This is a genomic window from Microbacterium sp. CFBP9034 (assembly GCF_034045255.1).
Taxonomy (GTDB): domain Bacteria; phylum Actinomycetota; class Actinomycetes; order Actinomycetales; family Microbacteriaceae; genus Microbacterium.
In genome coordinates this window covers 668,111-693,982 of record NZ_JAXCWC010000002.1, presented here as the reverse complement: position 1 = coordinate 693,982, position 25,872 = coordinate 668,111, and the positions used below count along the sequence as shown (strand labels likewise).

The window sequence follows — 25,872 nt, the reverse complement described above, 5'->3', positions numbered from 1 at the left end:
CGTCAGAACGGCGCGTCGTGGCGCCCGGAAGGATGAAACGCGGGCACTCGTCGCTCGGGTTCGACGCGGTAGCGCCTTCCGGAAGGCGACGTCCACTCCATCGCCCCGCCGCTGCCCTCGATCTGCTGCACCCGCCAGCCGCCGTGGTGCTTCACGGTGTGGTGTCCCTTGCAGAGCGGCGCGAGGTTCGACAGCGCCGTCTCACCGCCGTCCTCCCATGCGACCGTATGGTCGATCTCGCAGCGACCGGCCGGGGTGCCGCAACCCGGAGCCATACATCGGTCGGCCCGCCACCGCGCCAGCCTGCGGAGGGCCGGCGGCGGTCTGTACTGTGCACGTCCCACGGAGAGGACGACCCCGGACTCCGGATGGGTGAGGATCCGCATCCATCCGTCGGCGGCCCCGCACAGTTCGCGCGCGCGGGCCGGCGAGATCGGTCCGACACCCTCGACGACCGCAACACCGCCGGACCCACCAACTCCATCGGCCCCGTCGCGTCCGTCTGCCAGCAAGGTCAGCACCGGCACGGTGACCGCGACCGTCGCGCGGATCCCGCGCAAGGCGGGTGGCAGCGCGCTCGTCTCACCGTCGACGAGCAGGTCGCCGAACACGTCCGCTCGAAGCTGGTCGAGCGTTCGGGTCTCATCTTCCTGGGCGCTGAGAACCTTCGCGAGCGCGGTCACGCGACCATGAATGGCGCGCGCCTCGACAGCTGGAAGATGCGCGTGGATCCACGCCATGCCGTCGTCCGCGGACTCCACGATCACCCGGCGCTGCGCCAGTGCAGCCTCATGCCTCTCGGCCAGCGTCGCGAGGCGCTCGGTCTCGATGAGCGTGCGCAGGCCGCGCCGAAAAGCGCCGACCGCGAGTTCTTCCGCCAGCTCGACGGCGCGCGGCATCAGGCGATCCTGCACCTCGGGTTCTGCGGCTTCCAATCCATCGACCAGGATCTCGACGTGGCGCTGAGTCATTCGCGCACGACCCAGAGAATCGAGAGCGGCGGGATACCTGTGAACGAGCGCCTCGGCCAGGGCGAGCAGCCTCGCCGCGCCGTGCTCAGTGATCCGCAGCGCCGCGGCGAGCTCCAAGCGCAAGGAGCGGTCCACCACGGATTCGAGCGACCCGCCATACTTGCGCGCGTCGGCCAGCGCGTGACGACGCATCGCATCGACGCGCACGAACTGCTGCGCCGCGAAGACGGCGATCATGTCGGCGACTTCGCTGACCAGCCCGACGTCGTCGGGCACCGGCGGGGCCCACTCCGCCAGGGCGTCGGCGGCATCGCCGGGCCGTTCATGAGTCTCGGTGAGCATGCTCTGACTTTAGAACGTACCTACGACATCCCATTGAGCGCGGAAGAAGGCACGTCCAAGCGCCGCGACCACGCGACCTCCCGGGCCAGCTGACCGGTCCGCTGGAACAGTCGCACCTGATACGTGTCAGCCAGCGCCTCGGCGAGCGCTTCGCGGTTCGCTGACTCGAATCCCAACCGCTCCCAGAACGGGCCGGAGCGACGACTGAAGAGCCACGCCGTCGTCGCGCCTTCCTCTGCGGCGCGTCCCAGAGCGAAGCGGGCCAGTTCGCTGCCCCTCCCGCGAGCCCGTTGCGATGCACTCACGGCCACGCTCCGGATCAACACGTGGAGTCCATCGGCGCTCATCTCGTACCCGGTGCTTCCCACGATCTCGCCGCGCTCGTCCCGTTCGAGCCACAGCCGAACGCCGGGTGCCTCCAGCCCGCTGAGCGTCAGATCGGCATGGATCAGAAACCCTGTCAGTGCCGCGACATCCGACGCGCGACACTGCTCAAGATCCACACCATCAGTCAACCACCCCTCCCTCGAGCGGACGACCCGACAAGATGGTCCCGACGTCCGTCACCCTTCGAAAAGCGCCTCGTAGTCCGCCACCGGGATGATCCCCTCGGCGCCCGCCGCGAGGGCGGCGTCTTGCGTGACGAGGGCGTCCGCCTGCAGCTTCCCGACGGCGAGGTATTCGGCTCGGGACGTGTCATCCCAGTCGAGCTGCGCCGCGATCTTCCACGCGGTGGCGCGCGACACGCGGTCTCCGAGCAGACGAATCTTCAGCCCTGCGAGCTGCTCGAGCTTCTCCCGCCCGGCGCCCTCGTCGAGCCTGCCGTCTCGCACGAGGCGGTAGAGCGCGGCGAGCGCTTCGGACCGGAGCAGAGCCGGCCCCACGAGGCTGTGCCCGCCGGGAATCGTGCGGTCGTCGTCGATGATCCGCAGCGCCGTCGCCGCGTCGATCGCATACCTCGTCATGCCGCGATCCTGGCATGCACCGCCGACATCAGAGGCCCGCGACGGGGGCTCGGAAAGCACCTGATCCGGCCTTTTCGGCGATCGGGCTCCCATGATTCGTCCAGGAAACACACCGGAACCGTCCAGAAGAAGTAGGAAGACTCGGCAACTTGCGTCCGCGCCCGAGCGGATGCGGTGCGCCCCATCATCGGCGCGGATACCTCATACGAAACCGGTCACATGCGCTCGATCACGCCCTCTTCCCCTGCCCGCCGCTCTCGCCGACTCGCCGCCCGACGCACTCGCCGGCGGCCCGCGATCCTCGCCGCAGGACTGGCAGTGGGCCTTCTGGCCACCGCGGGGATGACGGTCACCACACCTGCGTCGCTGGCCGAGGCATCCGGGTCCTACCCGCGTTTCGCGCTCGCGTCGTTCACCGCCAGCGCCGAACCTATCGCGGCGACCGCGGTGGCGGACGCGGATGAGGTCTCCGCCGACGTCCGTGAGGCGATCGCCGACGCCGACACCGCGATCGCCGCGGCCGACGATGTCGCCGGTGACATCGCCGCATCGGGCCTCGACCTCGGTGTGTCCGAGACCACTGTCGACACCGCCGCGCTCGAGGCCGCGGTGGAGCGTCTGGAAGCCGCCGACTCGCTGCCCGCTCCGCTGGTCCCCGCCCTGACCGATGACGTCACGGCCCTCGTCGCGTCCGTCGACGGCGACGTGAGCGGACTGCGGGGCAGCCTCGACGCCGCCATCGCGAAGAAGGCGGAGCAGGAAGCCGCCGCGCAGGCGAAGCGCGAGGCCGAAGCCGCGGCTCCCGCCGCCGCCGAGGCTCAGGCGGCCGCCGAGGCCGAAGCCGAGGCCGAGGCCACCGCCCCGGCCGCGCCCAGCGCCCCGGCCCCGAGCGCGCCCGTCCCCACCGGCGGCGGAACCGGCGACAACAGCCCGGCCGGCGCCCAGGCGAGCGCCTACGGCATGCTCGGCAACTACGGCTGGGGCGACGACCAGTTCGGTTGCCTCGTGTCGCTGTGGAACAAGGAGTCCGGCTGGAACTACCAGGCGTACAACTCATCGAGCGGTGCGTACGGCATCCCGCAGGCGCTTCCCGGCAGCAAGATGGGGACCGCCGGCGCGGACTGGCAGACCAACGCGGCCACGCAGGTTGCGTGGGGTCTCGGCTACATCGCCGGCCGCTACGGCTCGCCGTGCGGTGCCTGGTCCCACTCGGAGTCGGTCGGCTGGTACTGATCCGGATGCCGCGCCCGGCGCCCGCGAGGCGCGCCGGGACGCGGACTACATCTTGGTCGACCGCTCGATCGACATGACGAGGATCACGCGGTCTGTCTTGTCACGCGGGGGGCGCGTACCCGGGTTTCCGTAGCGGTTCTGGAGCCGCACGTAGAACGCCCCTTCGGGGTCGGGCACGACCTCGACCAGCCTGCCGGCCACCTCGAGATACCGGAACGGGTCATCGGGATCGATGATCGACAGCGACATCGACGAGTTGTGCCGCAGATTGCGGTACTTCTGGCGGAACGTGGTGTGCGTGAACCTGACGTTCTCGCCGTCGAACTCGAACCACATCGGGTTCACCTGAACGGTGTCGTCGGGGCGGATCGTGCCGAGGTGGCCGTAGTTGGGCTCCTCGAGCAGATGACGGTAGTCGGGGGCGATGATCTCGTCGGCGGAGGGCATGGCATCCAGTCTGGTGCCGCTGGGGGACGCCGGCTCACTCCTCGCCGTCTTCGTCGGCGGCCGCACCGTGCGTGTGCATCCGCACCCCGTCCGCGTTGAAGATGCTGAGCACCTCCGCCGGCCGGGAGCCGGCCGCGCACATCGCGTGCGGAGTGCGCGTGTCGAACTCGGCCGCCTCGCCACGACCCAGGATGAGATCCTGCTCGCCGAGCCGGAGCCGGAGTTTCCCTCGCAGGACGTAGAGCCACTCGAAGCCGTCGTGCACCTTCAGCTCGGGCAGCTCCGCCACCGGCGGATAGGTGATCTTGTACGTGTGGATGGGCGAGTCCTGCGGCGCCAGCGGCGCGATCACGAGCCCGTTCCGCCGGATCGCCGGGCGCCGCACGCGCGGGTCGGGTGAGTCCGGACGGACCAGATCGTCGAGACGTATGCCCAGCTGCCGAGTGACGGGAACGAGCAGTGCCAGGCTCGCCTGCCGCTTGCCGGACTCCAGCCGTGACAGCGTGCTCACCGACATGCCGGCGCGCCCGGCCACCTCCTCCAGCGTGAGGCCCTTCGCCTGCCGCGCCGCCCGCAGGCGGGCTCCGACCCGATCGATCTCGTCCGCCATGTCGAACGCACCTTGCCATTCCCGCAAACCGACTTGCGTATCCATTATCCTTCCACGCACGCTGGTCGCATGGGAACACGCCACTGGGATGTCATCGTGATCGGCGCCGGCATCGCCGGTCTCAGCGCCGCGCAGATGCTCGGACGCGCACGCCGGCGCACGCTCGTCGTCGATGCGGGAGTACCGCGCAACCGGTTCGCCGCGCACATGCACGGCGTGCTCGGACACGACGGCACCGCTCCCGCCGACCTGCTGGCTCGTGGCCGCGCCGAAGCGGAGGCGTACGGCGTCGACTTCCTCCCGGGGTCGGTCGCGGTCGTCGAGGAGGGCGACGGCATGGTCACCGTGACGCTCGAGGACGGCACGGCGGAGACCGCGCGAGCGGTGATCGTCGCCACCGGGCTGGCCGACGATCTGCCGGACATCCCGGGCCTCGCCGAGCGCTGGGGCGCGGGGGTCCTGCACTGCCCCTACTGCCACGGGTGGGAGGTCCGGGACCGCCGGCTGGGCGTGCTGCTCGTGTCCGAGCAGCAGCTCCACCAGGCGCAGCTGGTGCGCCAGTGGAGCCCCGACGTCGTCGTCTTCACCCATGCCACCGGCCCGCTTGCTCCCGAGGTCGAACGACGCCTGCGCGCCCGCGGCGTGGAGATCGTCGCCGAACCCGTCGTCGAGGTCATCGGCGATCAGCCCGAAGTCTCCGGCGTGCGCCTGCAGGGCGGCGACACGATCGCAGTCGGCGCGCTCTTCACGATGGGGATGCCGCGTCCGCTCGACGACTTCCTCGGTCCCCTCGCACTCGCCCGGACCGAGACGTCGTTCGGCCGCTTCCTCGCGGTGGATGCCATGGGCCGGACGAGCGCCGATCGCATCTGGGCGGCGGGCAACGTCGTCAACGCCGCCGCGAACGTGCCGCTGTCGCTGGGCTCCGGTGCGATGGCCGGGGCGGCCGTCAACGCCGCACTCGTCGCGGAGGAGTTCGACGCGGCAGAGTCCCGCGCCGTCGCGTCGTCCGAGCTCGCGCCCGCCGACTACTGGGAGCAGCGATACTCCGATTCCGAGCGGGTATGGTCCGGACGGCCCAATATCACGCTCGTCGATGTCGTGGCCACACTGTCGCCGGGGCGTTCGCTCGACCTGGGCTGCGGCGAGGGCGCCGACACGATCTGGCTGGCGACGCAGGGCTGGGATGCCACGGGCCTCGACATCTCGCCGACCGCCGTCCGCCGCGCCGAGATCGCCGCCGTCGCCGCCGGGCTCGACCCGTCGCGGGTGCGCTTCGTCGCGGCCGACCTCGCGGAGTGGGACGACGGAGGCACGTACGACCTGGTGACGGCGAGCTTCCTGCACTCCCCCGTCGCCCTCGACCGCGTGGGCGCGCTGCGACGCGCGGCGGAACGCGTGGCACCGGGCGGGCGACTGCTGATCGTGTCGCACGGTGCGCCACCGCCGTGGGCGCCCGCCGGGCACGGCCGCGGACATGCGTTCCCGACCGCCGCCGAGGAGATCGCGGACCTCGGTCTCGCGGACGCGGAGTGGATCACCGAGAGGGCAGAGCTCCGGTCGCGCGAGGCCGTGGCGCCCGACGGTACGCGCGCCGAACTCGACGACACGGTGGTGCAGCTGCGGCGCCGGCCGACGCCGGCCTGACGGGCCATCACCCGGGCGCACTCAGCGCGAGGACGTCGCCTCGGAGGTGTCGAACCCGGGCACCACGATCGGAAGCTCGCGGTCGGCATCCCACGGCTCGGTCCATCCCAGCCGATCGAAGAGCCCGTCGAGCACTGTCCCCGTGAAGCCCCACACCAGGTGCTCGCCGTGCGCGTGCGGCACGACGAATCCGGGTCCGCGCCACTCCTGCCCACCGCGCCGCACCACGGTGACCCCGCGGTTCGCGGGGTCGAGGAGGTCGGCGACGGGCGCACGGAACACGTCCGACGACTCCGCCTCGTCGACCACGCGGACGGGTGACGGATGCCGCCACCATGCCAGCACCGGCGTCACGTGGTGCCGCGAGTAGGCGAGCGGGATGTCGGCGAGGGTTCCGAGCACCTCGACGCCCGCCGGGTCGAGGCCGGTCTCCTCCTGCGCCTCGCGGAGCGCCGCGGCGATCGGTCCGTCGTCACCGGGGTCGACGCGTCCGCCGGGGAACGCGACCTGACCGGGGTGCGACCGCAGCGTGGACGCGCGCGCCAGCAGCAGGACGTCGAGGTCACGGGAGACGTTGTCGGCCTGGGCGATGTGCGTGCTGGCAAGCGAGTCGAGCACTCCGAACAGGATGAGCACGGCGGCCGGACGGGAGTCCTCGCCGGTGGGCAGCCCGGCGAACGCGTCGAATCGGGTGGATCCCGCCACCTCGGCGATCGCGGCGAGCTGCGCTCGTGCGCTTCGCGGGGACGGGTCGGCGGGCATTGGCTCAGGCTACGCCGCTCGGACGACACCGGTCGCCGTCACAGCCCCACCAGCCGCGCGCTCTCGTCCCACAGCCGCTTCGCGAGGACGGGGTCGTCGGCGAGCCGGTTCGTGCGGGACGCCGCGTTGTTCGCGTAGAACCCGCCGGGCTGCCAGTCGACCCCGGGCTTGCCCATCGCCAGCCAGGTCAGCCGCGAGCCGCCGACGTCGTTGGTCGCCAGCAGCCCCTGCGTGAGGCGGCTCGTGTAGAACCACCGGATCGGGCCGCGGGATGTCGCGCCGAAGCTGCTGCCGATCACGCCCGGGTGGAAGGCCACGGCGTTGACGCCGGCATCCCCGTATCGACGGTGCAGCTCCTTGGTGCACAGGACGTTCGCGAGCTTTCCGTTGCCGTAAGCGGCACGAGAGGAGTAGCGGCGCTCACCCTGCATATCGTCGATGTCGAACCGCGCGAACGTGCGCGCCGCCTCACTCGAGGTCTGGATCACCGATGCGCCGCTCTCGCACAGGCGGTCGAGCAGGAGGTTGGTGAGCAGGAACCCGGCGAGGTGATTGACCTGGAACGTCTGCTCGAAGCCGTCGACGGTGACCCGCCGCTCGGCGAAGATGCCCCCGGCATTGTTGGCCAGCACGTCGATGCGCGGATAGCGCTCGAGCAGGGCCGTGGCCAGTTCGCGGACCTGGGCGAGGTCGGCGAAGTCGGCCACGAGCGAATCGACGCCCAGCTCCCCCGCGACGGCGTGGGTCTTCGCGGGATCCCGCCCGACGACGACGACCTGCTCCCCCGCCTCGTGGAGTTGGCGGGCGGATGCCGCGCCGATGCCGTCGCTCGCTCCGGTGATGACGATCGTGCGTGGCACAGGGCTCCTCGGTCGGCGGTCGCTGGGATCCTCAGGCTAATGCCGGCGTGAGCGGTGGCCGAAGGCGTGGGTGGCACGCGCGTCCACAACTCATAGCTCCCTCCCAGCTTCGAGGGACCAATCCGCCTCCCATCGGCGTTCTCCTCCTATGACGCCGCAGCCAGTGACGTCAGCACAGGAGGAAACCCATCGTGACCACCGACTACCGCAGGACCCCGGAGGCGCTGAGCCGCCTCACCGACACCCAGTACCGCGTCACGCAGGAGGACGGCACCGAGCCCGCCTTCCGCAACGAGTACTGGAACAACCACGAGCCCGGCATCTACGTGGATGTCGTGTCGGGCGAGCCGCTGTTCTCGTCGCTGGACAAGTACGACAGCGGAACCGGCTGGCCGAGCTTCACGCGGCCGATCGAGTCCGACGCCGTCCGCACCACCACGGATCGCAAGCTCTGGATGAGCCGCACCGAGGTTCGCTCCGCCGGGGCCGACAGCCACCTCGGCCACGTCTTCGACGACGGCCCACGGAATGCCGGAGGCCTGAGATACTGCATGAACTCGGCTGCGCTGCGATTCATCCCCGCCGCCGAGCTCGACGAGCAGGGCTACGGCGCCTACCGCACACTCTTCGACAACACCCAGGAGCACGCATCATGACCGACACCGGAACCATCACCCGCACGCCCGGCACCGAGACCGCGGTCCTCGCCGGAGGCTGCTTCTGGGGCATGGAGGACCTGATCCGCCGCCAGCCCGGCGTCGTCGACACCCGCGTCGGCTACACGGGCGGGCAGAACGACCACGCGACCTACCGCAACCACCCCGGCCACGCCGAGGCGGTGGAGATCGTCTTCGACCCCGCCGAGACGTCGTATCGCGACATCCTGGCGTTCTTCTTCCAGATCCACGACCCGTCCACCCTGAACCGTCAGGGGAACGACATCGGCTCGAGCTACCGGTCCGCCATCTTCCCGCTCTCCCCCGAGCAGGAGCAGGTCGCCCGCGAGACGATCGCCGACGTGGATGCCTCGGGCCTCTGGCCGGCCAAGGCGGTCACCTCGATCGAGACCGCCGGACCCTTCTGGCAGGCGGAGCCCGAGCATCAGGACTACCTGATCAAGTACCCCAACGGCTACACCTGCCACTTCCCGCGCGCGGGATGGGTGCTGCCCCAGCGCAGCGAGGCCGGCGCGACCGCCTGAGCCCATGGCCACGGGACCGGAGGCGGGCTGGTACGACGACGGCACCGGCAAGCAGCGCTGGTGGGACGGCTCCCGCTGGACCGAGCACTACATCGATCTCAGCGAGCGGGACATCGAGCTGCACGTCGACACGTCGGCGCCGGCGAGCGCTCCGGCGAGCAAGGGTGGTATGACGACGGCCGCGGGCGACGGCGATGGTGGGACGGTGCCCGGTGGACGGATGCGGTCAGGTACAGCGGCGAGGAGCAGTCGCTGGGCGGCATCGTCGTCGACGGCCGGTGGATCCACTACGGGGCGTCCAGCCATCCCGTCGCCGGCGCTGTCGCCACGCAGGAGACCGGCGCCGAGCTGCTGAGGCGCGGCCGCCTGGCGAAGCCGGCGACCGCACGCACGCTGCTCGGTCCGGCCGGGCCCATCACACCGCACCTGCTGAGGCGATCCGTCTCCGCCGACGCCCGCTACCTCCTCGTCGAGGTGGCGGGCGAGGTGTGGCTCGCCACGGTTCCCCCGGGACAGGATGCCGCGGCCCGGCAGTTCACCTCGTGGGTCAACAGCGTCTCGGAGCACTACCGCTACCGCTGAGCACGTCTAGCCACACCCGCGGCGCCCGCGCAAGCCCTGGGCCCGCCGACCACCCCGGTGGTTGTCTGTGGGTATGACGGACGAACCGCTCATCGGCCGGGTCGACCCGCCGGCGCTGCAGGTGATGACGTTCAACATCCGTCGGCGGATGGAGAGGGCGTCCTCGCGCGCCGACCGCTGGGAGCACCGTGCGACGCGGCTCCACGCCCTCGTGCGCGCCGAGCAGCCGACACTGCTCGGCGCGCAGGAGGCACTGCCCGATCAGACGGCGTTCGTTCTGGATGCGCTCGGCGCCGGATACCGGTTCGTCGGCGACGGGCGGGATGCCCACCGGGGCGAGGAGGCTTGTCCGCTGTTCTACGACGCCGGGCGTCTGAGCCTTCTGCGCTGGTGGCAGACCGCACTGTCGAACCGCCCGGATGTGCCGGGCTCGCGGTCGTGGGGGAATCGCATCCCTCGCATCGTCGTCGCGGCCGCCTTCCGCGACGGGGCGACCGGCGTGCTGTTCCTCGCCGTGAACACCCACCTCGACGCGTTCTCGTCCCGCTCGCGGCTGCGCGCCGCGGAGCATCTGCGGCAGAGCCTCGCCGTCTCGACGGCACCGGTGATCCTGACCGGCGACCTCAACGCCCGGCCGGGCTCGCGCGCGCTGCGAGCGCTGCTGGACGGCGGAGCGCTGCGCGACACCTGGGTGGAGGCATCCGTGCGACTCACGCCCGAATGGGGCACCTTCGCGCGCTACCGGGTTCCGCGCGCGGACGGTGCGCGGATCGACTGGATCGCCGTGAGCCCGGGGATCGCCGTGGAGAGCGCGGCGATCAACGCCCGGGTGATCGATGGCGGCTGGGGGTCCGATCACCTGCCGGTGCAGGCGGTCATCCACCTCCCGGCTCCGAGAGCCGCCGCGTGATCGCCGACCTCCTGCGGAGACCGCAGGACCTCGGCGAGTGGACAGCCGATGCCGTCCGGGCGCTCGGCCTTCTCAGCGTCGTGGTCGCCGCGATCTGGTGGACGGTGACGGATGCCGGCATCCTCGCGCTCGCTCTTCCGGCGCTGCTGCTGCCCCGGCTGGTCGGGGCGCGCCCGGCGTTCGACATCGTGTACGGCGTGACGGTGCTGGTGGCCGCGTGGAGCAACGTGCTCGGCCTGTACGAGCTGGTGCCGTGGTGGGATCTCGTCGTCCACTTCGTCGCGACCGGAGTGATCGCCGCGATGCTCTTCCTGCTTCTCGCCCGCTGCCGCGTCGTGCCGGCGCCGGGCACCGCCGGGTTCGCGCCCCGCGTCGCCCTCGTCATCGTGCCGGCCCTCGCCTTGGCGCTCAGTGCACTGTGGGAGATGGTCGAGTGGTTCGGCTACACCTTCGTCAGCGACGAGATCTTCGTCGCGTACGGCGACACCATCGGCGACCTCTGCGCGGGCGGACTCGGCGGGGTCGTCGCGGGCGTCCTGGTGACGTTCGTCCGGCTCGATCGCCGAGCGCGGGTGAGCGCGTCAGTCGGGTGACCTGCCGGCGTCGCCGACGGCGACGACGACCTTGCCGAGCGCCCGGCCTTCGCCGTGCCACGCGAGAGCCGCGGGCGCGTCCTTGAGCCCGAACACCCGGTCGATGCAGATGCTCACCGACCCTGCCGCGCACTGCTCGGCCATGGCCGCGAAGTGGGCGGGACCCTCGCGCACCATGAGCACGCCCAGCCGGACGCCCGTCGCGAGTCCGAGAAGGCCGCCGATGGTCAGCATCCGCACCATCGTCCGGGCGGTGCCGCCGACCATCACGCAGCGGCCGCCCTTCGCCAGCGCCCGGCGATAGGCGAACACCGATCGGTGCGCGACGAGGTCGACGATCACGTCGTACGGCCCGGTGCGCGTGAAGTCCTCGGCGCGGTAGTCGATCACCCGATGCGCCCCGAGCTGCCGCATGAAGTCGAGCTTGCCGGCGTTGTCCACCGCGGTGACCTCGACGCCCTTCGCGACGGCGAGCTGGATCGCGAACGAGCCGGACCCGCCGCCGCCGCCGTTGATCAGCATCCGCGAACCCGGCTCGGCCAGCGCGACGGCCTGCGAGGCGATCACGCCTGCTTGGGGGACCGCGGATGCCTCGGCGAACGACAGCGCGGCCGGCTTGGGTGCAAGCGCCGACGCCGGCATCGCGACGTACTCGGCGAAGCCGCCGTTACGGGGAAGGTTGTCTCCGAAGATTTCGTCGCCGACGTGGAAGCGGGTGACGCCGTCGCCCACCGCGACGACCCGGCCGGCGATGTCCGATCCGAGGATGGTACGGCGCGGACGGAACAGCCCGCCGATGCGGGCGTACGCAGGCGTGCCATGCAGCGATTCCCAGTCCGAGAGGTTGATCGAGACGGCGACGACCTCGACCAGCACCTCGCCGCGCGCCGGCGTGGGCGTCGCCACGTCGCGCAGCTCGAGCACCTCGGGAGACCCGTACCGCTCGAAGACGATCGCACGCACGTCCCCACCTTACGGAAGTCCGGGACGCCGGCGCCGAGCTCGTCTACCGGCGCCGACCGACGCCCGCGAACAGTGCGTAGAGCAGCGGCACCGCCGACGAGACCATCATCACCGTGCCGAGCACGGCGTCGTCCGCGCGCAGCAGCACTCCCCCGATGAGCAGCCCGGCGAAGAGGACCGCCGCGAGGATGCGCCGTGCCAGACGCTCGAGCCCCCGCAGCCGCTGGTCGAGCCGCGGAGTGTCGACGGCGAGCCGGCCGTTCTCCAGCCGCGTGGCGAGGTCGTCGATGCGCCGGGGCAGCCGCGCAGCGATGCCGGCGACGGAGACCGCTTCGCGCCCGAACGACCGCGCGATGCCGCCACGCTCGTCGCGAAGCAGGCGGGCGGCGTAGGGCTCGATCGCACTCCAGATGTTGAAGTCGGGATCGAGCGAGCTGCACATGCCCGAGGTCAGCGAGACGGCCCGGATGATCAGCAGGAAGTTCTCCGGCAGCTGGAACGGCAGCGCGCGCATCACATCGCCGAACTCCATCGCGAAGTCGCGCAGCTCGCGCTCGTCGACCTTCTGGAGCTCGGCGAAGCCCATTCCGCCGAACCGGTCGAAGAGCGCGGTCATCGCCCGTTCGAGCTCGGCCGTGTCCGCCGACGGGAGGAGAACCCCCACGTCGCGGATGCTGTCGACCAGCTGTCGTCCGTTGCGGCCGGCCACCGCGATCATCAGCTGCTGCAGGTCTCGGCGCAGCCTGTCGGGGACCTCGCCCATCATCCCGAAGTCGATGAAGGTCAGTCGCCACTCCCGGCCGCCCTCCACCGCCGGCGCGGTCGGCGTGACGAAGATGTTCCCGGGATGCGGATCTGCGTGGAAGTAGCCATGCGCGAAGAGCTGGTCGAACATGACCGTCGCGAACTCGGCGGCGACCTCCGACGGGTCGATCCCGGCGGCGCGCAAGGCGTCGACGTCGTTGATCTTGATCGCGGTCACGTCGGCCAGCGTCAGCACGCGCCGCGTCGTGCGCTCCCACGCGATCTCGGGCACGCCCACGCGCGGATCGCCGGCGAAGTCCTCGGCGAACCGCTCGGCGTTGCGCGCCTCGTGGAGGTAGTCGATCTCCTCGCGGCTGGTGTGCGCGAACTCCTCGACGAGACCGGGCAGATCGACGTGATCGCGCACGACCCGCACGCGGGTCAGCCAGCCCGCGACCTTCCGAAGTGCCGCGAGGTCGACGTCGACGATCTCGTCGATCCCCGGTCGCTGGATCTTGATCACCACGTCGGTGAACCCCGTGTCGACGGCATCAGACGGCGTCAGCCGTGCCCGGTGCGCCTGACCGAGGGATGCGGCAGCCACAGGCGTCGGGTCCACCCACGAGAACGCGCGCTCGAACGGAAGTCCCAGCTCGGCCTCTGCGAGCGCGCGGATCGCGGCGAACTCGACCGGGGGCACCTCGTCCTGCAGTCCCTCGAGCTCTCGGGTGATCTCGGGAGGGAGCACGTCGAGCCTCGATGACATGAACTGGCCGACCTTGATCATCAGCCCGCCGAGCGACACCGCGAGCGTGTGGAAGTTCCGCGCGATGCGCTGGAAGCGCGCGCCGCGACCGCGCGCCGCGAATCGGCCGAGGCCGATCCGCGGCAGGAACAGCTCGTACCACCACGCCTGAGCCATGTAGCGGGCGGCGAACCGCAGGATCCGGCGATAGCGGGCGCGCGAACTCCCGGCGTCGGTCATCGAGTCTCCTTGACGCCGACGTTCCGGCGGCATCCGGTCAGCCCTGGGCGAGGATCGAGTAGAGCTTACGACGAGCCTCGTCGAGCACTGCCACCGCCTCTTTCACCTGCTCCGGTGTTCCGCTCGTGCCGACCTGGGCGGCTGCCTGCGCCAGCTTGGCCCCGGCCTTCGGCAGCGCCGTTGACCGCGCTGCGTCCTTCATGCCGGGCGTCTCCCAGGGCGCCGAGCGGCCGCCGGCGGCGTCGACCTCGGCACGGCCGGCGTCGGTCAGGGAGTAGGTCTTCTTCCCGCCTGCCTCCTCGGCCGTGATGAGGCCCTCGTCGGCGAGGAGCTGCAGCGTCGGGTACACCGAGCCGGGGCTCGGCTTCCACGTGCCCCCGCTGCGCTCCTCGATCTCGTGGATGATCTGGTACCCGTGCATCGGCTGCTCCGCGAGGATCGCCAGCACGGAGGCGCGCACGTCGCCGCGCCCCATGCGAGGGCCGCCGGTGAGGCCCTTGTCGAACATGTCGCGGAGCTGGTCCATGGCCTCCCACAGACCTCCGCCGAGTCCGCCTCCGGCGGGACCCCTGCTGCGTGAGCCGAATGCGCTCTCGTCGAACGAACCGTTCATGATGACCTCCTCGAGGATGTGGCATCCGAGATCGGACGATATATACCGATATATCGTTCACGACGCCGGAGGTCGACCCCTGGCGCCGAACTCACACCGCACTTTCAGGCACGCCACCGGGTCATATCGCCGGTCGACGCCGGGGTCAAGGGGGTGCGCGCCGGGGTCCCGTATCGCAGAGTGGAAGGGTCGCGTCACCCCCGGTCCCGCGCCGGACGACAGGTGAGCGGCCCCGGAGCGAAGGAGACAGGCGATGGCCCAGATCATCGAGAGCATCGACGTGGACGTGGACGTGACGACCGCCTACAACCAGTGGACGCAGTTCGAGAGCTTCCCGCACTTTCTCGACGAGGTGGAGTCGATCACCCAGCTCGACGACACCCACACCCACTGGAAGGTCAAGGTCGGCCCGTTCGAGCGCGAGTTCGACGCCGAGATCACTGAGCAGCACCCCGACGAGCGCGTCGCGTGGCGGAGTCTCGGTGGCGACACCGCGCACGCCGGCGTGGTGACATTCCACAAGCTCGACGACACCACGTCCCGCGTGACGGTGCAGATCGACTGGGAGCCGTCCGATGCCATCGAGAAGCTCGGCTCGATCGTCGGCGCGGGCACCCACGCCGTCAAGAAGGATCTGAAGAACTTCAAGGAGTTCATCGAGAAGGCCGGCACCGAGACCGGCGCCTGGCGGGGCGACGTCCCGCGCTGATCAGCGATCGTCGGCGACGGGCTGCCGCAGGATCGTCCTCAGTTTCGACGGGTCGGTGCGACGGAAGTCGCTCAGGTAGATCTCGTGATGCCTGCCCGTCATCATCAGCCCCTCCGCAGGGATGAAGCGATGGTGCAGCTCGTCGAGAACCGGCCCCTCGTCGTCGAACGATCCGACGTGCAGTGTCTGCGCGCAGCGCCCCTCGTCGTACGTCTCGAGTCGGACTCGGGCGACGGCGGGGGCGCCGCTCTTCGAAGCGCCCGCGAGCGCAGCGTCGAGGTGCGCGTCGGTGATCCAGTCCGGCACGAGGTTCAGAGCGGTCCACTCCCACTGCGCCTTGTCGCGGTCGGTCGTGAAGCTCGCCATGTCGTCGGCCCACCACAGCGCCTCGAGCGGCATGACCACGTAGTCGCGATCCGCCTCCCGCTTGCTCACGAACTTGAGCTTGTAGGCCACCGCGAAGATCGTCGAGACGGCGTCGGCGTACTCCGCGGTGTTCGGGTCGCCGTGGCCGTCGATCATCAGGTATCGCAGCGGCGGCACATCGACGACCTCGAACACCCCGCTCTTCGCGGCGTATGAGCGCAGTTCCTTCTTGAGGTCGATCTTCGACACGTGGCCTCTCCTTCGGACGGCGGCGGACACCCCCAGGGTAGAGTTCCCGTGGCACGCTGAGCCGCCGCCCGGCGGAGCGTGCTATGTTGGGTGTAGCCCGTTCGGGCCAGCGCGACCCCTTTCTGCTTCACAGTGGAAGCAGCCGTACGGTCGCCTCACATAACACGGACGTTCATTCGTCCCCCAGAATTTCTGCGGATGCGTCGCCTTCGATGCGACTCCGCCTCTTGAAAGCACTTTTGACTTCCGTTTCACACTCCGCATCACCGTCCCGATCGACCCTCGACTGGCGTCAGGCTGACGACGATGTGTTCGTCGCGCTCCACGCCGGCGAATACGCCGGATTCGTCGCTGTCACGCCCCTCGGCGTCGAGGCCCACGGCCCTCTCGGCGAGGATCTCGGACTGCACATCTCCCGTGAACTCGCTCACAGTGCGGTCACGGCATCCCTTACACGTATCGCTCCGCACCCTGCACGCGGTACGATCCACACACGTCCGCTCCGCACACGTTGGCGCGGCACCCCGGTCGCTTACGCGGCCCGCAAAGAAGAAGGAAAGACACGATGGCCACTGGCACCGTGAAATGGTTCAACTCCGAAAAGGGCTTCGGCTTCATCGCTCCCGATGACGGGGGCGCCGACCTCTTCGCGCACTTCAGCGCGATCACCGGCGAAGGCTACAAGGAGCTCCGCGAAGACCAGAAGGTCGAGTTCGAGGCGGAGCGTGGCCCGAAGGGCATGCAGGCCGCGAACATCCGGCCGCTCTGATCCACTCTCGTGAGCCGGGTCGACTTCGGTCGGCCCGGCTTTCGTGTACCCCGGCGGCGGCCTCTCGCCCTCGTCGGAGGTTGACGCCACACTGATCTCATGACCGACGCCGCCACTCCGTGGGTGCTGCACGTCGACCTCGACCAGTTCATCGCCGCCGTCGAGGTGCTCCGGCGGCCCGAACTCGCCGGGAAGCCGGTGATCGTCGGAGGTCGCGGCGATCCCACCGAGCGAGCTGTCGTCTCGACGGCGTCCTACGAGGCGCGGGCCTTCGGCGTCGGGTCCGGGATGCCGCTGCGCATCGCCGCCCGCAAGGCACCGGATGCGATCATCCTCCCGGTCGACGCCCCGGCGTACACCGCGGCATCGGACGAGGTCATGGCGACCCTGCGCGCGCAGCCCGGCGCCGTCGTCCAGGTGCTCGGGTGGGACGAGGCGTTCCTCGGCATCCGGACGGATGATCCCGAGGCCTACGCGCAGCGGGTGCAGGAGGCCGTCCTCGAGCGCACCGAACTGCATTGCAGCGTCGGGATCGGCGACACCCTGGTGCGCGCGAAGAACGCGACGGACTTCGGCAAGCCGCGGGGCACGTTCCGCCTCACCGTCGAGAACTGGCTCGAGGTGATGGGTCCGCGCGCCACGAGGGAGCTGTGGGGCGTGGGGGCGAAGATCTCCCAGCGACTCCAGGCGCACGGCATTCGCACCGTCGAGGAGCTCGCCCGGGCAGACGAGGCGCTCCTCGCCGCGGAGTTCGGACCGAAGATGGGGCCCTGGTATCGGCAGCTGGGCCGCGGCGACGGCTCGGCGGTCGTCGACGACACGCCTTGGGTCGCGCGCGGACACGGACGGGAGACGACCTTCCAGCAGGACCTGGTCGACCGCTCCGAGATCGAGGGCGCGGCGCTCGACCTCCTCGAGCAGGTGCTGAAGGACATCGTGGCCGAGGGGCGGCCCGTCGTCGGCGTCGGACTCAAGGTGCGCTACGCGCCGTTCCTGACGAAGACCTTCGTGCACAAGGTCGCGGCGACGTTCGATCGCGAGGTGGTCATCGCGGAGACGATGAAGCTGGTCGACAGGATCGAGCCCGACCGGCCCCTTCGGCTCCTCGGGGTGCGGGCCGAGATGCAGATGCCGGACGACGCCCGCGAGGGCCACACGCCCACGCGGAGCGGCTGGTAGCCGCGCCGCACCCGCTCGCCGTGTTCCGCCGGGTCAGCCTGTGGACCGCCGGCACACGCATGGGGCCGCGGTCTGTACATTTGGCGGCGGGGCTTCGCACGTACTCCGCGTCTGCTCAGGAAACCCGAGGAACCGATGACCGACTCCACCCCGCCCGGCGGCCCTTACGGTCCTTCGACGGGCGCAGGATCCGTCGCCTCGGCACCCTCCAGCGGCTCGCAGACCGACGCCCAGCCCTACGGAACGGCGCACCCCCGCGGCGCGGCCAGGCCCTATGACACCGCGCTGCTTCACGAGACGGCGCGCGACCTCGGCATCGCGCGGATCCACGCCTCGCCCCCCGCGGCCGGCACGGCATCGACGGCCTCCGGCTCTCCCACGAAGCAGCTCGGCGTTCTCGCATTCACGCTGGCCGTCGTCGGCGCGGCGATGGCGCTCATCCCGATCATCGCCTTCTTCTCGGGCATTTTGCTGCTCACCGCGTTCGTCCTGTCGCTGATCGCCCTGATCAGCAGGAAGCACGTCGGGGGCGGCTTCGGCGTCGCCGCCCTGATCATCTCGGTCTCGGGCTGGCTCATCTCGATCGTGGTGGGGCTCATTTCGTTCGCGATGCTGTGAGACGCAGCCTTCACGGCCTACCCGTCACTCTGACCGTGCGGTGGCCGCTCGGGGGGGAAGGACGGCGTCTGCTCCACCTCGCGCGCCGCGCGAAGGGCGAGCTCGTCGGCGCCCCCGCGCGCGATGAGCTGCACTCCGATGGGCATTCCGTCGCGATCGAGGCCGACCGGCACCGAGACCGCGGGCAGTCCGAGGAAGTTCGCCGCGACGACCAGCCGCAGGTCGCGCCAGGCGGCGGTCGCGGCATCCTGTCCCCCGAGGTCGAAGTCGAGTCCGGGCGTCCGGCGCGTCGACACCGGGCCGAGGATCACCGGCACGTCGACCTGCAGCCGGCGCCACTCGGCGGCGATGACGGCCCGGCGCGCCCACGCCGCGGCGTAGTCGCGCGCGGACTCGTACGGGCGCGCCGCCGCCGTGCTGTCGCGCAGGAACGCCGTCGCCGAGCGACCGAGCGGCTCCGGAAGCAGAGCGGGGTCGAGCGTGAGCAGCATGTCGGTGCAGGCGAGCCGACGCCACAGCACGGCAGCCTCCTCGAGCAGAGGCGGTTCCAGGTCGACGAGCTCCCAGCCCGCGTCCGCGAGCGACTGGGCCGCGCGGTCGACCCCGGCGCGGACATCGTCGTCGACGCCCCAGCCGAGCGGATCCCGGGTGACGCCGACGCGGCGGGGCGCGGCATCCGAGTCGAAGGGAGCGAGGCCGAGGGAGACGGCGTCCGAGGGGTCCGGACCCTCCAGCACCTGGAGCGCGAGGGTGAGGTCGTCGACGGTGCGGGCGAGGGGCCCGTTGACCGAGAACTGCTGCAGCGTGAGCGCGGCGCCTGCGTCACGCGCGGCCGAGCGGGGGACGCGGCCGAAGGAGGGCCGGAGCCCTGCGATACCGACGGCCGCTGCCGGCAGGCGGATCGAGCCGCCGAAGTCGTTGCCGAGTCCGAGCGACGCCATCCCCGTGGCGACCGCGACGGCGTCGCCCCCGCTCGATCCGGAGGCCGTGCGCTCGGGGTTCCACGGGTTGAGGGTGCGGCCGAAGAGGTCGTTGTCGGTGTCCCAGCGCATGCCGAAGTCGGGCATGTTCCCGCGGCCGAGGGGGATCGCTCCCGCCTCGCGCAGGCGGCGGACTACGGTTGCATCGGCTGCCGGCACAGCGTCTGCGAGCCCGCGCCAGCCCTGCGTCGTGGCCGACCACGTGAGGTCGATGCTCTCCTTGACCGAGAAGGGCACCCCGGCGAGTGGGCCTGGGTCGACGCCGGCGGCGACGGCGCGATCGACGTCGTCCGCGGCGCGGCGAGCGCGGTCGGCGAAGACCACCGTGAGCGCGTTCAGCCGCGAGTTCGCGACGTCGACGCGGGCCAGGTGCGCGTCGACGACCTCGGCGGCGGTCGTGCGACCGTCACGGATCCGTGCGGCCATCTCGCGGATCGGCATGTGAGGCTGGGGCTCCTGGGAGAGGGCATCCGGTTCACTCACTCCCCCACTCTCGCACTGCAGGTCCGCCCGCGGGCTCGACGCGGGCGCGGCGGGACCCGCCGCGCCCGCACGACGTCAGGCCAGCCGAGCGAGCAGCGCCCGCGCGACCGATGACGAGGACTGCGGATTCTGCCCGCTCAGCAGATCGCCGTCCGCGACGACGTGGTCCGCCCACGGCTCCGCGGAGTCGACGATCACGCCACGCGCGCGCAGGGTCGACTCGAGCAGCCACGGTGCGCGGTCGGCCAGGCCGCCCTGCACCTCTTCTGCGTCGGTGAATGCGGTCACCGTGCGACCCGCGGCGGCGAGGGACCCGTCTGCTCGCGTGGCCGCGAGCAGCGCGGCGAGACCGTGGCAGACGAGCGCCAGGGGCAGTCCGGCGTCGAGCGCCCGCACGATCAGCGCGCCCGAGGCCTCATCGTGCGCGAGGTCCTGCATGGGGCCGTGACCGCCCGGATAGAACACCGCGTCATAGTCGGCGAGGTCGACGTCCGCGAGCACCCGCGGCGCAGTGATCCCGGGGACCAGAGCGAGAGCCTCGCGAAGGGCGTCGTCGTCGCCGATCGAGCCCTCGTCGGCGACGGGCGCGACGCCGCCGGGCGTCGCGATGATCACGTCGTGACCGGCGGCGGTGAGCAGCCGATGCGGCACGAGCAGCTCTTCGGCCCAGTAGCCGGTGGGATGCGCACTGCCGTCGGACAGCGTCCAGGTGCGTGCCGCCGAGACGACGAAGAGGACTGTGGACATGGTGACTCCTTCGTGGGGTGCCGCCCGGATGGCCGGCACTGAGGAGAACGGATGCCACCTCCCCAGCCTTCCGATAGCTTCGTGATATGAGCCATAACGATCCTGATGGACTGGCGCACCTGCCGCTCTGGCGCACCTTCCTCGCCGTGCACGCCTCCGGATCGCTCTCCGCCGCCGCTCGTACCCTGGGGCTCACGCAGCCCGCGGTCTCGGGGCAGCTGCAGGCGCTCGAGCGCATCGTCGGCGAGAGGCTGTTCGTACGGGGAGCGCGCGGCGTCGCGCCGACTCCTCGTGCCGGCGCACTGGCCGCACAGCTCGCGGGCCCCTTCGATGCGCTCGCGGCGGCACTCGCCGGTGCGGATCCGGCCGGCCGACTCGTCCACCCGCCCGTGCGGCTCGGCGCACCGGCGGAGCTGCTGGGCGAGGTCGTCGCCCCTGCCCTGGCGCCCCTCGTCGCCGACGGGGTGAGGGTGCAGGCGGTCTCCGGGACCACCAGCATTCTGACCGATGGCCTGCGGGCGGGGACGCTGGACCTGGCGATCGCGTCCGAGCGGCCCCGCGGTCGCGCGGTGATCGCCACGCCTCTGGTCGACGAGACCTTCGTGCTGGTCGCGGCGCCCGCCCTGGCGGATGCCGCCGGTCTCTCGCCGGAGCGGCTGGCCGACGCCGGTGCGCTGCCCCTCGAAGGCGTGCCGCTGCTGTCGTACGCGCACGATGTGCCGGTGCTGCGCCGGTTCTGGCGCCATGTCTTCGGCGTACGCCTGGAACGCGAGCCCGCTCTGACACTTCCCGACCTGCGCGCTCTCCGTCACGCCGCCATCGCGGGGGCCGGCGTGACGGTGCTGCCCGAGTACCTGTGCCGCGGCGCGCTCGCAGCGGGATCCCTCGTCGTGCTGCGGCCGACGGACGATCCTCCCCGCAACACCCTGTTCCTCGTGCGCCGCTCGGGCGGCGCGCCGCGCCCTCACGTGGAACGCGTCGCAGCCCTCCTCGCCGGACGCGTCGCTGCGACGGTCTCGGGAACGGGCACCTGACCGGCGCGAAGCCCTGGTCAGGACGCCGGCTCGTCGCTGGTCACGAGCGCATCCTCGGCGAGACGCCAGACCCACTCCCCCGCTGTCCTTCCCATGAGGCGTCGATAGGGTCGCTGCGGCCCGGCCGGTCCGCCCATGTGAAGCACGCCGGAGGGCCCGTAGAAGCCGGGGGACGGGGCATCCGTCACCGCGGCAAGGAGGGCGGACTGCGCGGCCTGCTCCGCGGTCGCGCCCAGGCGGCGTGCGATGTCGGCGGCGGGGCCGTCGGAGCGTCGCGCCCGCAGCGCCGGTGCCATGCCGGTGTCGGGGACGACGCCCGGGTGGCAGAGGTTCACGCCGAGCCGCCAGCTCTCCGCCGCCGAGCGGCGCGCCAGCTCGTACCCGAAGGTGCCGAGGGCGACCTTCGACATGCCGTACGCGCGCAGCGGGCTGTACCGGTGCACGCTCTGCAGGTCCTGCCAGTCGAGCGAGAACCGCCCGGCGGCGAGACTGCATTGCAGCACGATGCGCGCGGCCCGAGCCTGCAGCAGCGGGAGAAGCCGGAGGACGAGCGCGGCGTGGCCGAGGAAGTTCGTCTGGAAGTGAAGCTCGAACCCGTCGTCGGTGACATGCCGCCGAGGGTCGCCGAGCAGCACGATCCCGGCATTCAGAACGACGAGGTCGAGCGGCTCCGCCGATCGGGTGAGCTCCTCGGCGAGCGTCCGGACGGATGTCAGGCTCGCGAGATCCAGGTCGCGCAGCGCCAGCTCCGCCTGCGGGACGGTCGCTCGGATCCGGTCGGCCGCGCGCTCGCCCTTGGCCCGGTCGCGGACCGGGAGAAGCACGTGGGCTCCCGCGCCGGCGAGGCCTCGTGCGATCTCGACCCCGACGCCGTCGCTCGCACCGGTCACCAGTGCCGTCCTGCCAGCGAGGTCGGGCAGGGGAACGGGATCCGGCAGTGTGCGCGACATGGAGCGCCTCCCTTCGGGAGCACGGCCCTCCCCGCACGGGAGAGTCTGCACCCGCGCGGGTGATACGCGCCAGCGCTCCTAGATCGCCGCCGGGGCCGGCGACCGGGGAGTCAGAGCGGGGGTCAGTGCCTCGCGCTCGTCGAACACGAAGCAGTCGCCGTTCCAGTGCGCGCCGCCGACCTCCTCGAAATACCCGAGGATCCCGCCGTCGAGCTGCACTGCCTCCACGCCGGACTCCCGCAGGTGGATCGCAGCCTTCTCGCACCGGATGCCGCCGGTGCAGAAGCTGACCACGGTCTTGCCCGCGAGATCGTCCCGATGGGCGGCCGCGGCGCCGGGGAACTGCGTGAACCGCTCGATGCGCCAGTCGACCGCCCCGGTGAACGTGCCGTAGTCCACCTCGAACGCGTTGCGGGTGTCGAGCAGCACGACGTCTCGTCCCGAGTCGTCGTGACCCTGGTCGAGCCACCGGCGCAGGGTGGCGGGAGCGACGCCGGGCGCCCGTCCGGCCTCGGGCCGGATCGTCGGGTGGTCCATGCGGATGATCTCGCGCTTGAGTCGGACGAGCAGCTTCCGGAACGGCGGAGTGCTCGACCAGCTCTCCTTGGTCGACAGCGGGGCGAAGCGGACGTCGCGGCGAAGCTCCGCCACAAAGGCCCGCAGGTCGCTCGGATCGCCCGCGAGGAACAGATTGATGCCCTCCTCCGCCAGCAGGATGGTGCCCTTGAGTCCCCGCTCGGCCGCGCGTTGCCGCAGGACGGGGCGCAGGGTCTCGCGGTCGTCGATCCGCGTGAAGAGGTACGCGGAGATGTTCAGGACGGATGCCACGGCGACAAGCCTACGATCGACTCGCTGGGCGAGCTCCCGGCGGGTCAGCCCGCGGCGTCCGCGCGGAGCGCGGGGCAGGTGCCTCCGGCATCCGTCGCCTTCTCGAAATGCCACCGCTCGTTGGCGTAGATCTGGCACACCCCCCACTGCGCGCCGTGCGCGATGAGCCAGAGCTGCGCGTCGAGCGGGCCGATGTCGACCGCGTTCCCGGTGACGTGGCTCGATCGATCAGGGGTGGCGACGAACCGACGAGCGACCTCCTCGCTGCCGTAGGTGACGATCGCGTCATCGAGCAGCCACTGCTGGTAGTCCCGGCTGCGCCAGCCGCTCGTCACCTCGAACGCCACTCCCTCTGCGGCTGCGGCCTCGGCGGCGTCGGCCATCGCGGCGCGGAGCGAGGGGTTCAGCTTCGCGATGGCCGGCAGGTCGTCGTCGCCGAGCGCGACCGACTCGGCGAGGTGCCCGCTCGCCTCGGTGGGGACGAAGGGGGCCGAGAGGGCGCGCATCGGGCTCCACAGCGACACGACGACAGCGGCGATCACTGCCACGGCGGCCGCCGCGAACACCCCGGCGGCGAGGAAGGACGCCCGCGCGCGGGGCGGCGACGGGTCGGCGGGTGAGGCGGGGAAGACGGTCATGATCCCGATTCCACGCGGGCGCGTGTTGCGAGGGAGTATCGGGAATCGGATACACCCGCGATATGCCCGCCGACCTAGGCTGACGGCATGCGTGTGCTGATCGTCGAGGACGAGCTCTACCTCGCCGAGGCGATCCGCGACGGCCTGCGACTCGAGGCGATCGCCGCGGACATCGCGGGAGACGGCGACACCGCGCTCGAGCAGCTGGCGGTGAACGAGTACGACGTCGTCGTGCTCGACCGCGACATCCCCGGCCCGAACGGTGACGAGATCGCACGACAGCTCGCCGCCACGCCCACCGGGCCGCGGGTGCTGATGCTCACTGCTGCCGACCGCCTGGACGACAAGGCGACGGGCTTCGAGAGCGGCGCCGACGACTATCTCACCAAGCCCTTCGCGCTGCGCGAGCTCGTGCTGCGCCTGCGCGCCCTGGGCCGGCGATCGGCGGCGGGTCGGCCGCCGATCCTCGAGTTCGGCGGCATCCGGCTGGATCCGTTCCGCCGCGAGGTGTACCGGGACGGGCGCTACATCGCACTCACCCGCAAGCAGTTCGCCGTGCTCGAGGTGCTGCTGTCCGCCCGCGGCGGCGTCGTCAGCGCCGAGGCCCTGCTCGAGCGCGCCTGGGACGAGAACGCCGACCCCTTCACCAATGCCGTGCGCATCACGATCTCCAGCCTGCGCAAGCGCCTCGGCGAGCCGTGGGTCATCGAGACGGTCGCCGGGGTCGGCTACCGCGCGAGTGAGGCTCCGGATGCCGCCCCCTGATGCTCTCCGGCCCGGTGCCGCCCGGCGGCCACGCGGCCTTTCGGTGCGGGTCAAGCTCGCGCTGAGCTACGCCGGGTTCCTCGTGATCGCCGGTGTCGCACTGTTCGTGGTCGGCTTCCTGCTGCTGCGCTACGTGCCCGAGGGCAACCTGCAGGTGCCCGGCGGCCCGGCCGCCCCGAACCGCTCCGACCTGCTCGAGGTCTTCGTCAAATACGCGTGGTGGGCGCTCGGACTGCTGGTGGTGCTCGGCCTCGTGGGAGGGTGGCTGCTCGCCGGGTTCGTCCTGCGTCCGCTCCAACGCATCACCGACGTCGCCCGCCTGACCCGCGACGGCTCCCTCGACCGCCGTGTCGATCTCCCGGGGCCGCGCGACGAGCTCACCGACCTCGCCGACGCGTTCGACGCCATGCTGGTCCGCGTGCAGCACACCCTCGACGAGGAGCGCCGCTTCGCCGCCAATGCGTCGCACGAGCTGCGCACTCCCCTGGCGATCATCCGCACCATGGTCGAGGTGGGACAGGCCGATCCCGGCGGCCGCGACATCGAGGTGCTGCTGCAGCGGATCGGCACGACCAACGACCGCGCGATCGCGATCACCGAGTCGCTGCTCGCGCTCGCCCGCGTCGGCCGGGGTGGCGGGCTCGCTCGCGAACGGGTGGATCTCGCGGCGGTCGTCCGCGACGCGATCGACGATGTGATGACGGATGCCGCGGCCTCCGGCATCCGGATCGACACGTCGCTCGCGCCTGCGGTCACGATCGGCGACCGCACTCTGCTGGGTCAGGTCGCCGCGAACCTCGCTCGGAACGCGGTGGCGCACAACGTGGACGGCGGGCGGCTCTTCGCCTCGACCGCCGTCGCCGCCGACGGCCGCGCTGTGCTCCTGATCGCGAACAGCGGGCCGATCATCGACCCCGCCGTCGCGGCGACGCTCACCGAGCCCTTCGTGCGGGGCGCCGGCCGCACCCGGCACGAAGGCGGCGAGGGCTCGGGGCTCGGACTCGCGATCGTGTCGTCGATCGTGCGGGCGCACGACGGCGCCGTCGACGTCTCGGCGCGCCCCGAGGGCGGGCTGCAGGTGCGCGTCACCCTGCCGGGACCGGCATCCGTCACCGTGTGACGGCCCCGA

The 25,872-nt window shown here is 71.3% G+C and carries 31 protein-coding genes and 1 pseudogene; 15 read left to right on the top strand and 17 right to left on the bottom strand.

Features of this window, described 5'->3' with window-relative positions:
- Nucleotides 1–2 precede the first annotated feature (2 nt).
- Genes SOM19_RS14470 through SOM19_RS14460 form a run of 3 tightly spaced genes read right to left on the bottom strand, consistent with a single transcriptional unit; the run spans nt 3 to nt 2,278 of the window.
- A complete protein-coding gene (locus SOM19_RS14470; protein WP_320487301.1) occupies nt 3–1,313 on the bottom strand; it encodes an HNH endonuclease signature motif containing protein in 1,311 nt (436 codons plus the stop codon).
- Nucleotides 1,314–1,333: 20 nt separating this feature from the next.
- Nucleotides 1,334–1,816, bottom strand: coding sequence for a GNAT family N-acetyltransferase (locus tag SOM19_RS14465; RefSeq protein WP_320487300.1), 483 nt, complete (start codon nt 1,814–1,816; stop codon nt 1,334–1,336).
- Nucleotides 1,817–1,876: 60 nt separating this feature from the next.
- The gene (locus SOM19_RS14460) at nt 1,877–2,278 is read right to left on the bottom strand and encodes a type II toxin-antitoxin system VapC family toxin (RefSeq protein ID WP_320487299.1); all 402 of its coding nucleotides are present in this window, start codon (nt 2,276–2,278) and stop codon (nt 1,877–1,879) included.
- Between the two features lie 318 nt (nt 2,279–2,596).
- Here SOM19_RS14460 and SOM19_RS14455 point away from each other — a divergent pair, with 318 nt between their 5' ends.
- A complete protein-coding gene (locus tag SOM19_RS14455) occupies nt 2,597–3,511 on the top strand; it encodes an aggregation-promoting factor C-terminal-like domain-containing protein (RefSeq protein WP_320487298.1) in 915 nt (304 codons plus the stop codon).
- Between the two features lie 45 nt (nt 3,512–3,556).
- On the opposite strand, the gene SOM19_RS14450 is transcribed toward SOM19_RS14455, so the two are convergent.
- Both SOM19_RS14450 and SOM19_RS14445 read right to left on the bottom strand, forming a co-directional pair.
- Nucleotides 3,557–3,958 (bottom strand): PPOX class F420-dependent oxidoreductase, encoded by a 402-nt coding sequence (locus SOM19_RS14450; protein ID WP_320487297.1) that lies wholly within the window; start codon nt 3,956–3,958, stop codon nt 3,557–3,559.
- A 34-nt stretch (nt 3,959–3,992) separates the two neighbouring features.
- Nucleotides 3,993–4,568 carry a helix-turn-helix domain-containing protein gene (locus tag SOM19_RS14445; RefSeq protein ID WP_320487296.1) on the bottom strand — a complete coding sequence of 192 codons (576 nt, stop codon included), beginning with the start codon at nt 4,566–4,568 and terminating at the stop codon, nt 3,993–3,995.
- A gap of 69 nt (nt 4,569–4,637) precedes the next feature.
- Here SOM19_RS14445 and SOM19_RS14440 point away from each other — a divergent pair, with 69 nt between their 5' ends.
- The gene (locus tag SOM19_RS14440) at nt 4,638–6,215 is read left to right on the top strand and encodes a bifunctional NAD(P)/FAD-dependent oxidoreductase/class I SAM-dependent methyltransferase (protein ID WP_320487295.1); all 1,578 of its coding nucleotides are present in this window, start codon (nt 4,638–4,640) and stop codon (nt 6,213–6,215) included.
- Nucleotides 6,216–6,236: 21 nt separating this feature from the next.
- Here the strand turns inward: SOM19_RS14440 and SOM19_RS14435 are convergent, their stop codons facing one another.
- Together SOM19_RS14435 and SOM19_RS14430 are read right to left on the bottom strand one after the other, a co-directional pair.
- Nucleotides 6,237–6,977 (bottom strand): NUDIX hydrolase, encoded by a 741-nt coding sequence (locus SOM19_RS14435; protein ID WP_320487294.1) that lies wholly within the window; start codon nt 6,975–6,977, stop codon nt 6,237–6,239.
- A 38-nt stretch (nt 6,978–7,015) separates the two neighbouring features.
- Complete coding sequence (locus SOM19_RS14430) at nt 7,016–7,837, bottom strand: SDR family NAD(P)-dependent oxidoreductase (RefSeq protein WP_320487293.1); 822 nt, start codon at nt 7,835–7,837, stop codon at nt 7,016–7,018.
- Nucleotides 7,838–8,028: 191 nt separating this feature from the next.
- Between SOM19_RS14430 and msrB the strand changes: the two genes are divergently transcribed.
- From msrB to SOM19_RS14400, 6 genes and pseudogenes are all read left to right on the top strand, one after another.
- On the top strand, nt 8,029–8,493 hold the full coding sequence (gene msrB, locus SOM19_RS14425; RefSeq protein WP_320487292.1) for a peptide-methionine (R)-S-oxide reductase MsrB: 465 nt from the start codon (nt 8,029–8,031) through the stop codon (nt 8,491–8,493).
- Nucleotides 8,490–9,038, top strand: a complete 549-nt coding sequence (msrA, locus tag SOM19_RS14420) for a peptide-methionine (S)-S-oxide reductase MsrA (protein ID WP_320487291.1) — start codon at nt 8,490–8,492, stop codon at nt 9,036–9,038. The genes msrB and msrA overlap by 4 nt, the downstream gene beginning before the upstream one ends.
- A 4-nt stretch (nt 9,039–9,042) precedes the next feature.
- A pseudogene (locus tag SOM19_RS14415) lies at nt 9,043–9,099 on the top strand (hypothetical protein); the annotation flags it as partial.
- Entirely contained in the window at nt 9,099–9,620 is a 522-nt protein-coding gene (locus SOM19_RS14410) for a DUF2510 domain-containing protein (RefSeq protein ID WP_320487290.1), read from the top strand. The pseudogene SOM19_RS14415 and the gene SOM19_RS14410, both read left to right, overlap by 1 nt.
- Before the next feature lie 73 nt (nt 9,621–9,693).
- A complete protein-coding gene (locus tag SOM19_RS14405) occupies nt 9,694–10,530 on the top strand; it encodes an endonuclease/exonuclease/phosphatase family protein (RefSeq protein ID WP_320487289.1) in 837 nt (278 codons plus the stop codon).
- Nucleotides 10,527–11,123: a DUF2238 domain-containing protein gene (locus SOM19_RS14400; RefSeq protein ID WP_320487288.1), complete on the top strand. Its 597-nt coding sequence runs from the start codon at nt 10,527–10,529 to the stop codon at nt 11,121–11,123. The genes SOM19_RS14405 and SOM19_RS14400 overlap by 4 nt, the downstream gene beginning before the upstream one ends.
- Here the strand turns inward: SOM19_RS14400 and SOM19_RS14395 are convergent.
- From SOM19_RS14395 to SOM19_RS14385, 3 genes are read right to left on the bottom strand one after another with little or no spacing between them, the layout of a single operon-like run.
- A complete protein-coding gene (locus SOM19_RS14395; RefSeq protein WP_320487287.1) occupies nt 11,112–12,086 on the bottom strand; it encodes an NAD(P)-dependent alcohol dehydrogenase in 975 nt (324 codons plus the stop codon). The genes SOM19_RS14400 and SOM19_RS14395 overlap by 12 nt on opposite strands.
- A gap of 43 nt (nt 12,087–12,129) precedes the next feature.
- On the bottom strand, nt 12,130–13,815 hold the full coding sequence (locus SOM19_RS14390) for an ABC1 kinase family protein (protein WP_320487286.1): 1,686 nt from the start codon (nt 13,813–13,815) through the stop codon (nt 12,130–12,132).
- Nucleotides 13,816–13,852: 37 nt separating this feature from the next.
- A complete protein-coding gene (locus SOM19_RS14385; RefSeq protein ID WP_320487285.1) occupies nt 13,853–14,428 on the bottom strand; it encodes a PadR family transcriptional regulator in 576 nt (191 codons plus the stop codon).
- A gap of 253 nt (nt 14,429–14,681) precedes the next feature.
- Between SOM19_RS14385 and SOM19_RS14380 the strand changes: the two genes are divergently transcribed.
- Nucleotides 14,682–15,137 (top strand): SRPBCC family protein, encoded by a 456-nt coding sequence (locus tag SOM19_RS14380; RefSeq protein WP_320487284.1) that lies wholly within the window; start codon nt 14,682–14,684, stop codon nt 15,135–15,137.
- Here the strand turns inward: SOM19_RS14380 and SOM19_RS14375 are convergent, their stop codons facing one another.
- Nucleotides 15,138–15,752, bottom strand: a complete 615-nt coding sequence (locus tag SOM19_RS14375) for a GyrI-like domain-containing protein (protein WP_320487283.1) — start codon at nt 15,750–15,752, stop codon at nt 15,138–15,140.
- A 263-nt stretch (nt 15,753–16,015) separates the two neighbouring features.
- On the bottom strand, nt 16,016–16,162 hold the full coding sequence (locus SOM19_RS14370) for a hypothetical protein (RefSeq protein ID WP_320487282.1): 147 nt from the start codon (nt 16,160–16,162) through the stop codon (nt 16,016–16,018).
- A gap of 155 nt (nt 16,163–16,317) precedes the next feature.
- Here SOM19_RS14370 and SOM19_RS14365 point away from each other — a divergent pair, with 155 nt between their 5' ends.
- From SOM19_RS14365 to SOM19_RS14355, 3 genes are all read left to right on the top strand, one after another.
- A complete protein-coding gene (locus SOM19_RS14365; protein WP_055967130.1) occupies nt 16,318–16,521 on the top strand; it encodes a cold-shock protein in 204 nt (67 codons plus the stop codon).
- 99 nt (nt 16,522–16,620) lie between these two features.
- Complete coding sequence (locus SOM19_RS14360) at nt 16,621–17,700, top strand: DNA polymerase IV (RefSeq protein ID WP_320487281.1); 1,080 nt, start codon at nt 16,621–16,623, stop codon at nt 17,698–17,700.
- A gap of 135 nt (nt 17,701–17,835) precedes the next feature.
- Nucleotides 17,836–18,318, top strand: coding sequence for a hypothetical protein (locus tag SOM19_RS14355; RefSeq protein ID WP_320487280.1), 483 nt, complete (start codon nt 17,836–17,838; stop codon nt 18,316–18,318).
- Between the two features lie 17 nt (nt 18,319–18,335).
- Here the strand turns inward: SOM19_RS14355 and SOM19_RS14350 are convergent, their stop codons facing one another.
- Both SOM19_RS14350 and SOM19_RS14345 read right to left on the bottom strand, forming a co-directional pair.
- A complete protein-coding gene (locus tag SOM19_RS14350) occupies nt 18,336–19,781 on the bottom strand; it encodes an amidase (protein WP_320487279.1) in 1,446 nt (481 codons plus the stop codon).
- 75 nt (nt 19,782–19,856) lie between these two features.
- Nucleotides 19,857–20,528, bottom strand: coding sequence for a type 1 glutamine amidotransferase domain-containing protein (locus SOM19_RS14345; protein ID WP_320487278.1), 672 nt, complete (start codon nt 20,526–20,528; stop codon nt 19,857–19,859).
- 86 nt (nt 20,529–20,614) lie between these two features.
- On the opposite strand from SOM19_RS14345, the gene SOM19_RS14340 reads away from it, so the two are divergent.
- A complete protein-coding gene (locus tag SOM19_RS14340; RefSeq protein WP_320487277.1) occupies nt 20,615–21,562 on the top strand; it encodes a LysR family transcriptional regulator in 948 nt (315 codons plus the stop codon).
- A 17-nt stretch (nt 21,563–21,579) separates the two neighbouring features.
- Here the strand turns inward: SOM19_RS14340 and SOM19_RS14335 are convergent, their stop codons facing one another.
- The 3 genes from SOM19_RS14335 to SOM19_RS14325 form a co-directional block, all read right to left on the bottom strand.
- On the bottom strand, nt 21,580–22,512 hold the full coding sequence (locus SOM19_RS14335; protein WP_320487276.1) for an SDR family oxidoreductase: 933 nt from the start codon (nt 22,510–22,512) through the stop codon (nt 21,580–21,582).
- A 78-nt stretch (nt 22,513–22,590) separates the two neighbouring features.
- Nucleotides 22,591–23,340, bottom strand: a complete 750-nt coding sequence (locus SOM19_RS14330) for a sulfurtransferase (protein WP_320487275.1) — start codon at nt 23,338–23,340, stop codon at nt 22,591–22,593.
- A gap of 44 nt (nt 23,341–23,384) precedes the next feature.
- The gene (locus SOM19_RS14325; RefSeq protein WP_320487274.1) at nt 23,385–23,978 is read right to left on the bottom strand and encodes a M15 family metallopeptidase; all 594 of its coding nucleotides are present in this window, start codon (nt 23,976–23,978) and stop codon (nt 23,385–23,387) included.
- A gap of 87 nt (nt 23,979–24,065) precedes the next feature.
- On the opposite strand from SOM19_RS14325, the gene SOM19_RS14320 reads away from it, so the two are divergent.
- Together SOM19_RS14320 and SOM19_RS14315 are read left to right on the top strand one after the other, a co-directional pair.
- Nucleotides 24,066–24,743: a response regulator transcription factor gene (locus SOM19_RS14320; protein ID WP_320487273.1), complete on the top strand. Its 678-nt coding sequence runs from the start codon at nt 24,066–24,068 to the stop codon at nt 24,741–24,743.
- Nucleotides 24,730–25,863 (top strand): sensor histidine kinase, encoded by a 1,134-nt coding sequence (locus tag SOM19_RS14315; RefSeq protein ID WP_320487272.1) that lies wholly within the window; start codon nt 24,730–24,732, stop codon nt 25,861–25,863. The genes SOM19_RS14320 and SOM19_RS14315 overlap by 14 nt, the downstream gene beginning before the upstream one ends.
- Nucleotides 25,864–25,872: the final 9 nt, after the last annotated feature.

Bases quoted from the DNA above. Each gene is read 5' to 3' on its own strand.
- SOM19_RS14470 (WP_320487301.1), bottom strand. From the start codon at position 1,313: ATGCTCACCGAGACTCATGAACGGCCCGGCGATGCCGCCGACGCCCTG.
- SOM19_RS14460 (WP_320487299.1), bottom strand. From the start codon at position 2,278: ATGACGAGGTATGCGATCGACGCGGCGACGGCGCTGCGGATCATCGAC.
- SOM19_RS14450 (WP_320487297.1), bottom strand. From the start codon at position 3,958: ATGCCCTCCGCCGACGAGATCATCGCCCCCGACTACCGTCATCTGCTC.
- SOM19_RS14445 (WP_320487296.1), bottom strand. From the start codon at position 4,568: ATGGCGGACGAGATCGATCGGGTCGGAGCCCGCCTGCGGGCGGCGCGG.
- SOM19_RS14440 (WP_320487295.1), top strand. From the start codon at position 4,638: ATGGGAACACGCCACTGGGATGTCATCGTGATCGGCGCCGGCATCGCC.
- SOM19_RS14435 (WP_320487294.1), bottom strand. From the start codon at position 6,977: ATGCCCGCCGACCCGTCCCCGCGAAGCGCACGAGCGCAGCTCGCCGCG.
- msrA (WP_320487291.1), top strand. From the start codon at position 8,490: ATGACCGACACCGGAACCATCACCCGCACGCCCGGCACCGAGACCGCG.
- SOM19_RS14405 (WP_320487289.1), top strand. From the start codon at position 9,694: ATGACGGACGAACCGCTCATCGGCCGGGTCGACCCGCCGGCGCTGCAG.
- SOM19_RS14390 (WP_320487286.1), bottom strand. From the start codon at position 13,815: ATGACCGACGCCGGGAGTTCGCGCGCCCGCTATCGCCGGATCCTGCGG.
- SOM19_RS14385 (WP_320487285.1), bottom strand. From the start codon at position 14,428: ATGAACGGTTCGTTCGACGAGAGCGCATTCGGCTCACGCAGCAGGGGT.
- SOM19_RS14380 (WP_320487284.1), top strand. From the start codon at position 14,682: ATGGCCCAGATCATCGAGAGCATCGACGTGGACGTGGACGTGACGACC.
- SOM19_RS14365 (WP_055967130.1), top strand. From the start codon at position 16,318: ATGGCCACTGGCACCGTGAAATGGTTCAACTCCGAAAAGGGCTTCGGC.
- SOM19_RS14360 (WP_320487281.1), top strand. From the start codon at position 16,621: ATGACCGACGCCGCCACTCCGTGGGTGCTGCACGTCGACCTCGACCAG.
- SOM19_RS14355 (WP_320487280.1), top strand. From the start codon at position 17,836: ATGACCGACTCCACCCCGCCCGGCGGCCCTTACGGTCCTTCGACGGGC.
- SOM19_RS14345 (WP_320487278.1), bottom strand. From the start codon at position 20,528: ATGTCCACAGTCCTCTTCGTCGTCTCGGCGGCACGCACCTGGACGCTG.
- SOM19_RS14340 (WP_320487277.1), top strand. From the start codon at position 20,615: ATGAGCCATAACGATCCTGATGGACTGGCGCACCTGCCGCTCTGGCGC.
- SOM19_RS14335 (WP_320487276.1), bottom strand. From the start codon at position 22,512: ATGTCGCGCACACTGCCGGATCCCGTTCCCCTGCCCGACCTCGCTGGC.
- SOM19_RS14325 (WP_320487274.1), bottom strand. From the start codon at position 23,978: ATGACCGTCTTCCCCGCCTCACCCGCCGACCCGTCGCCGCCCCGCGCG.
- SOM19_RS14320 (WP_320487273.1), top strand. From the start codon at position 24,066: ATGCGTGTGCTGATCGTCGAGGACGAGCTCTACCTCGCCGAGGCGATC.
- SOM19_RS14315 (WP_320487272.1), top strand. From the start codon at position 24,730: ATGCCGCCCCCTGATGCTCTCCGGCCCGGTGCCGCCCGGCGGCCACGC.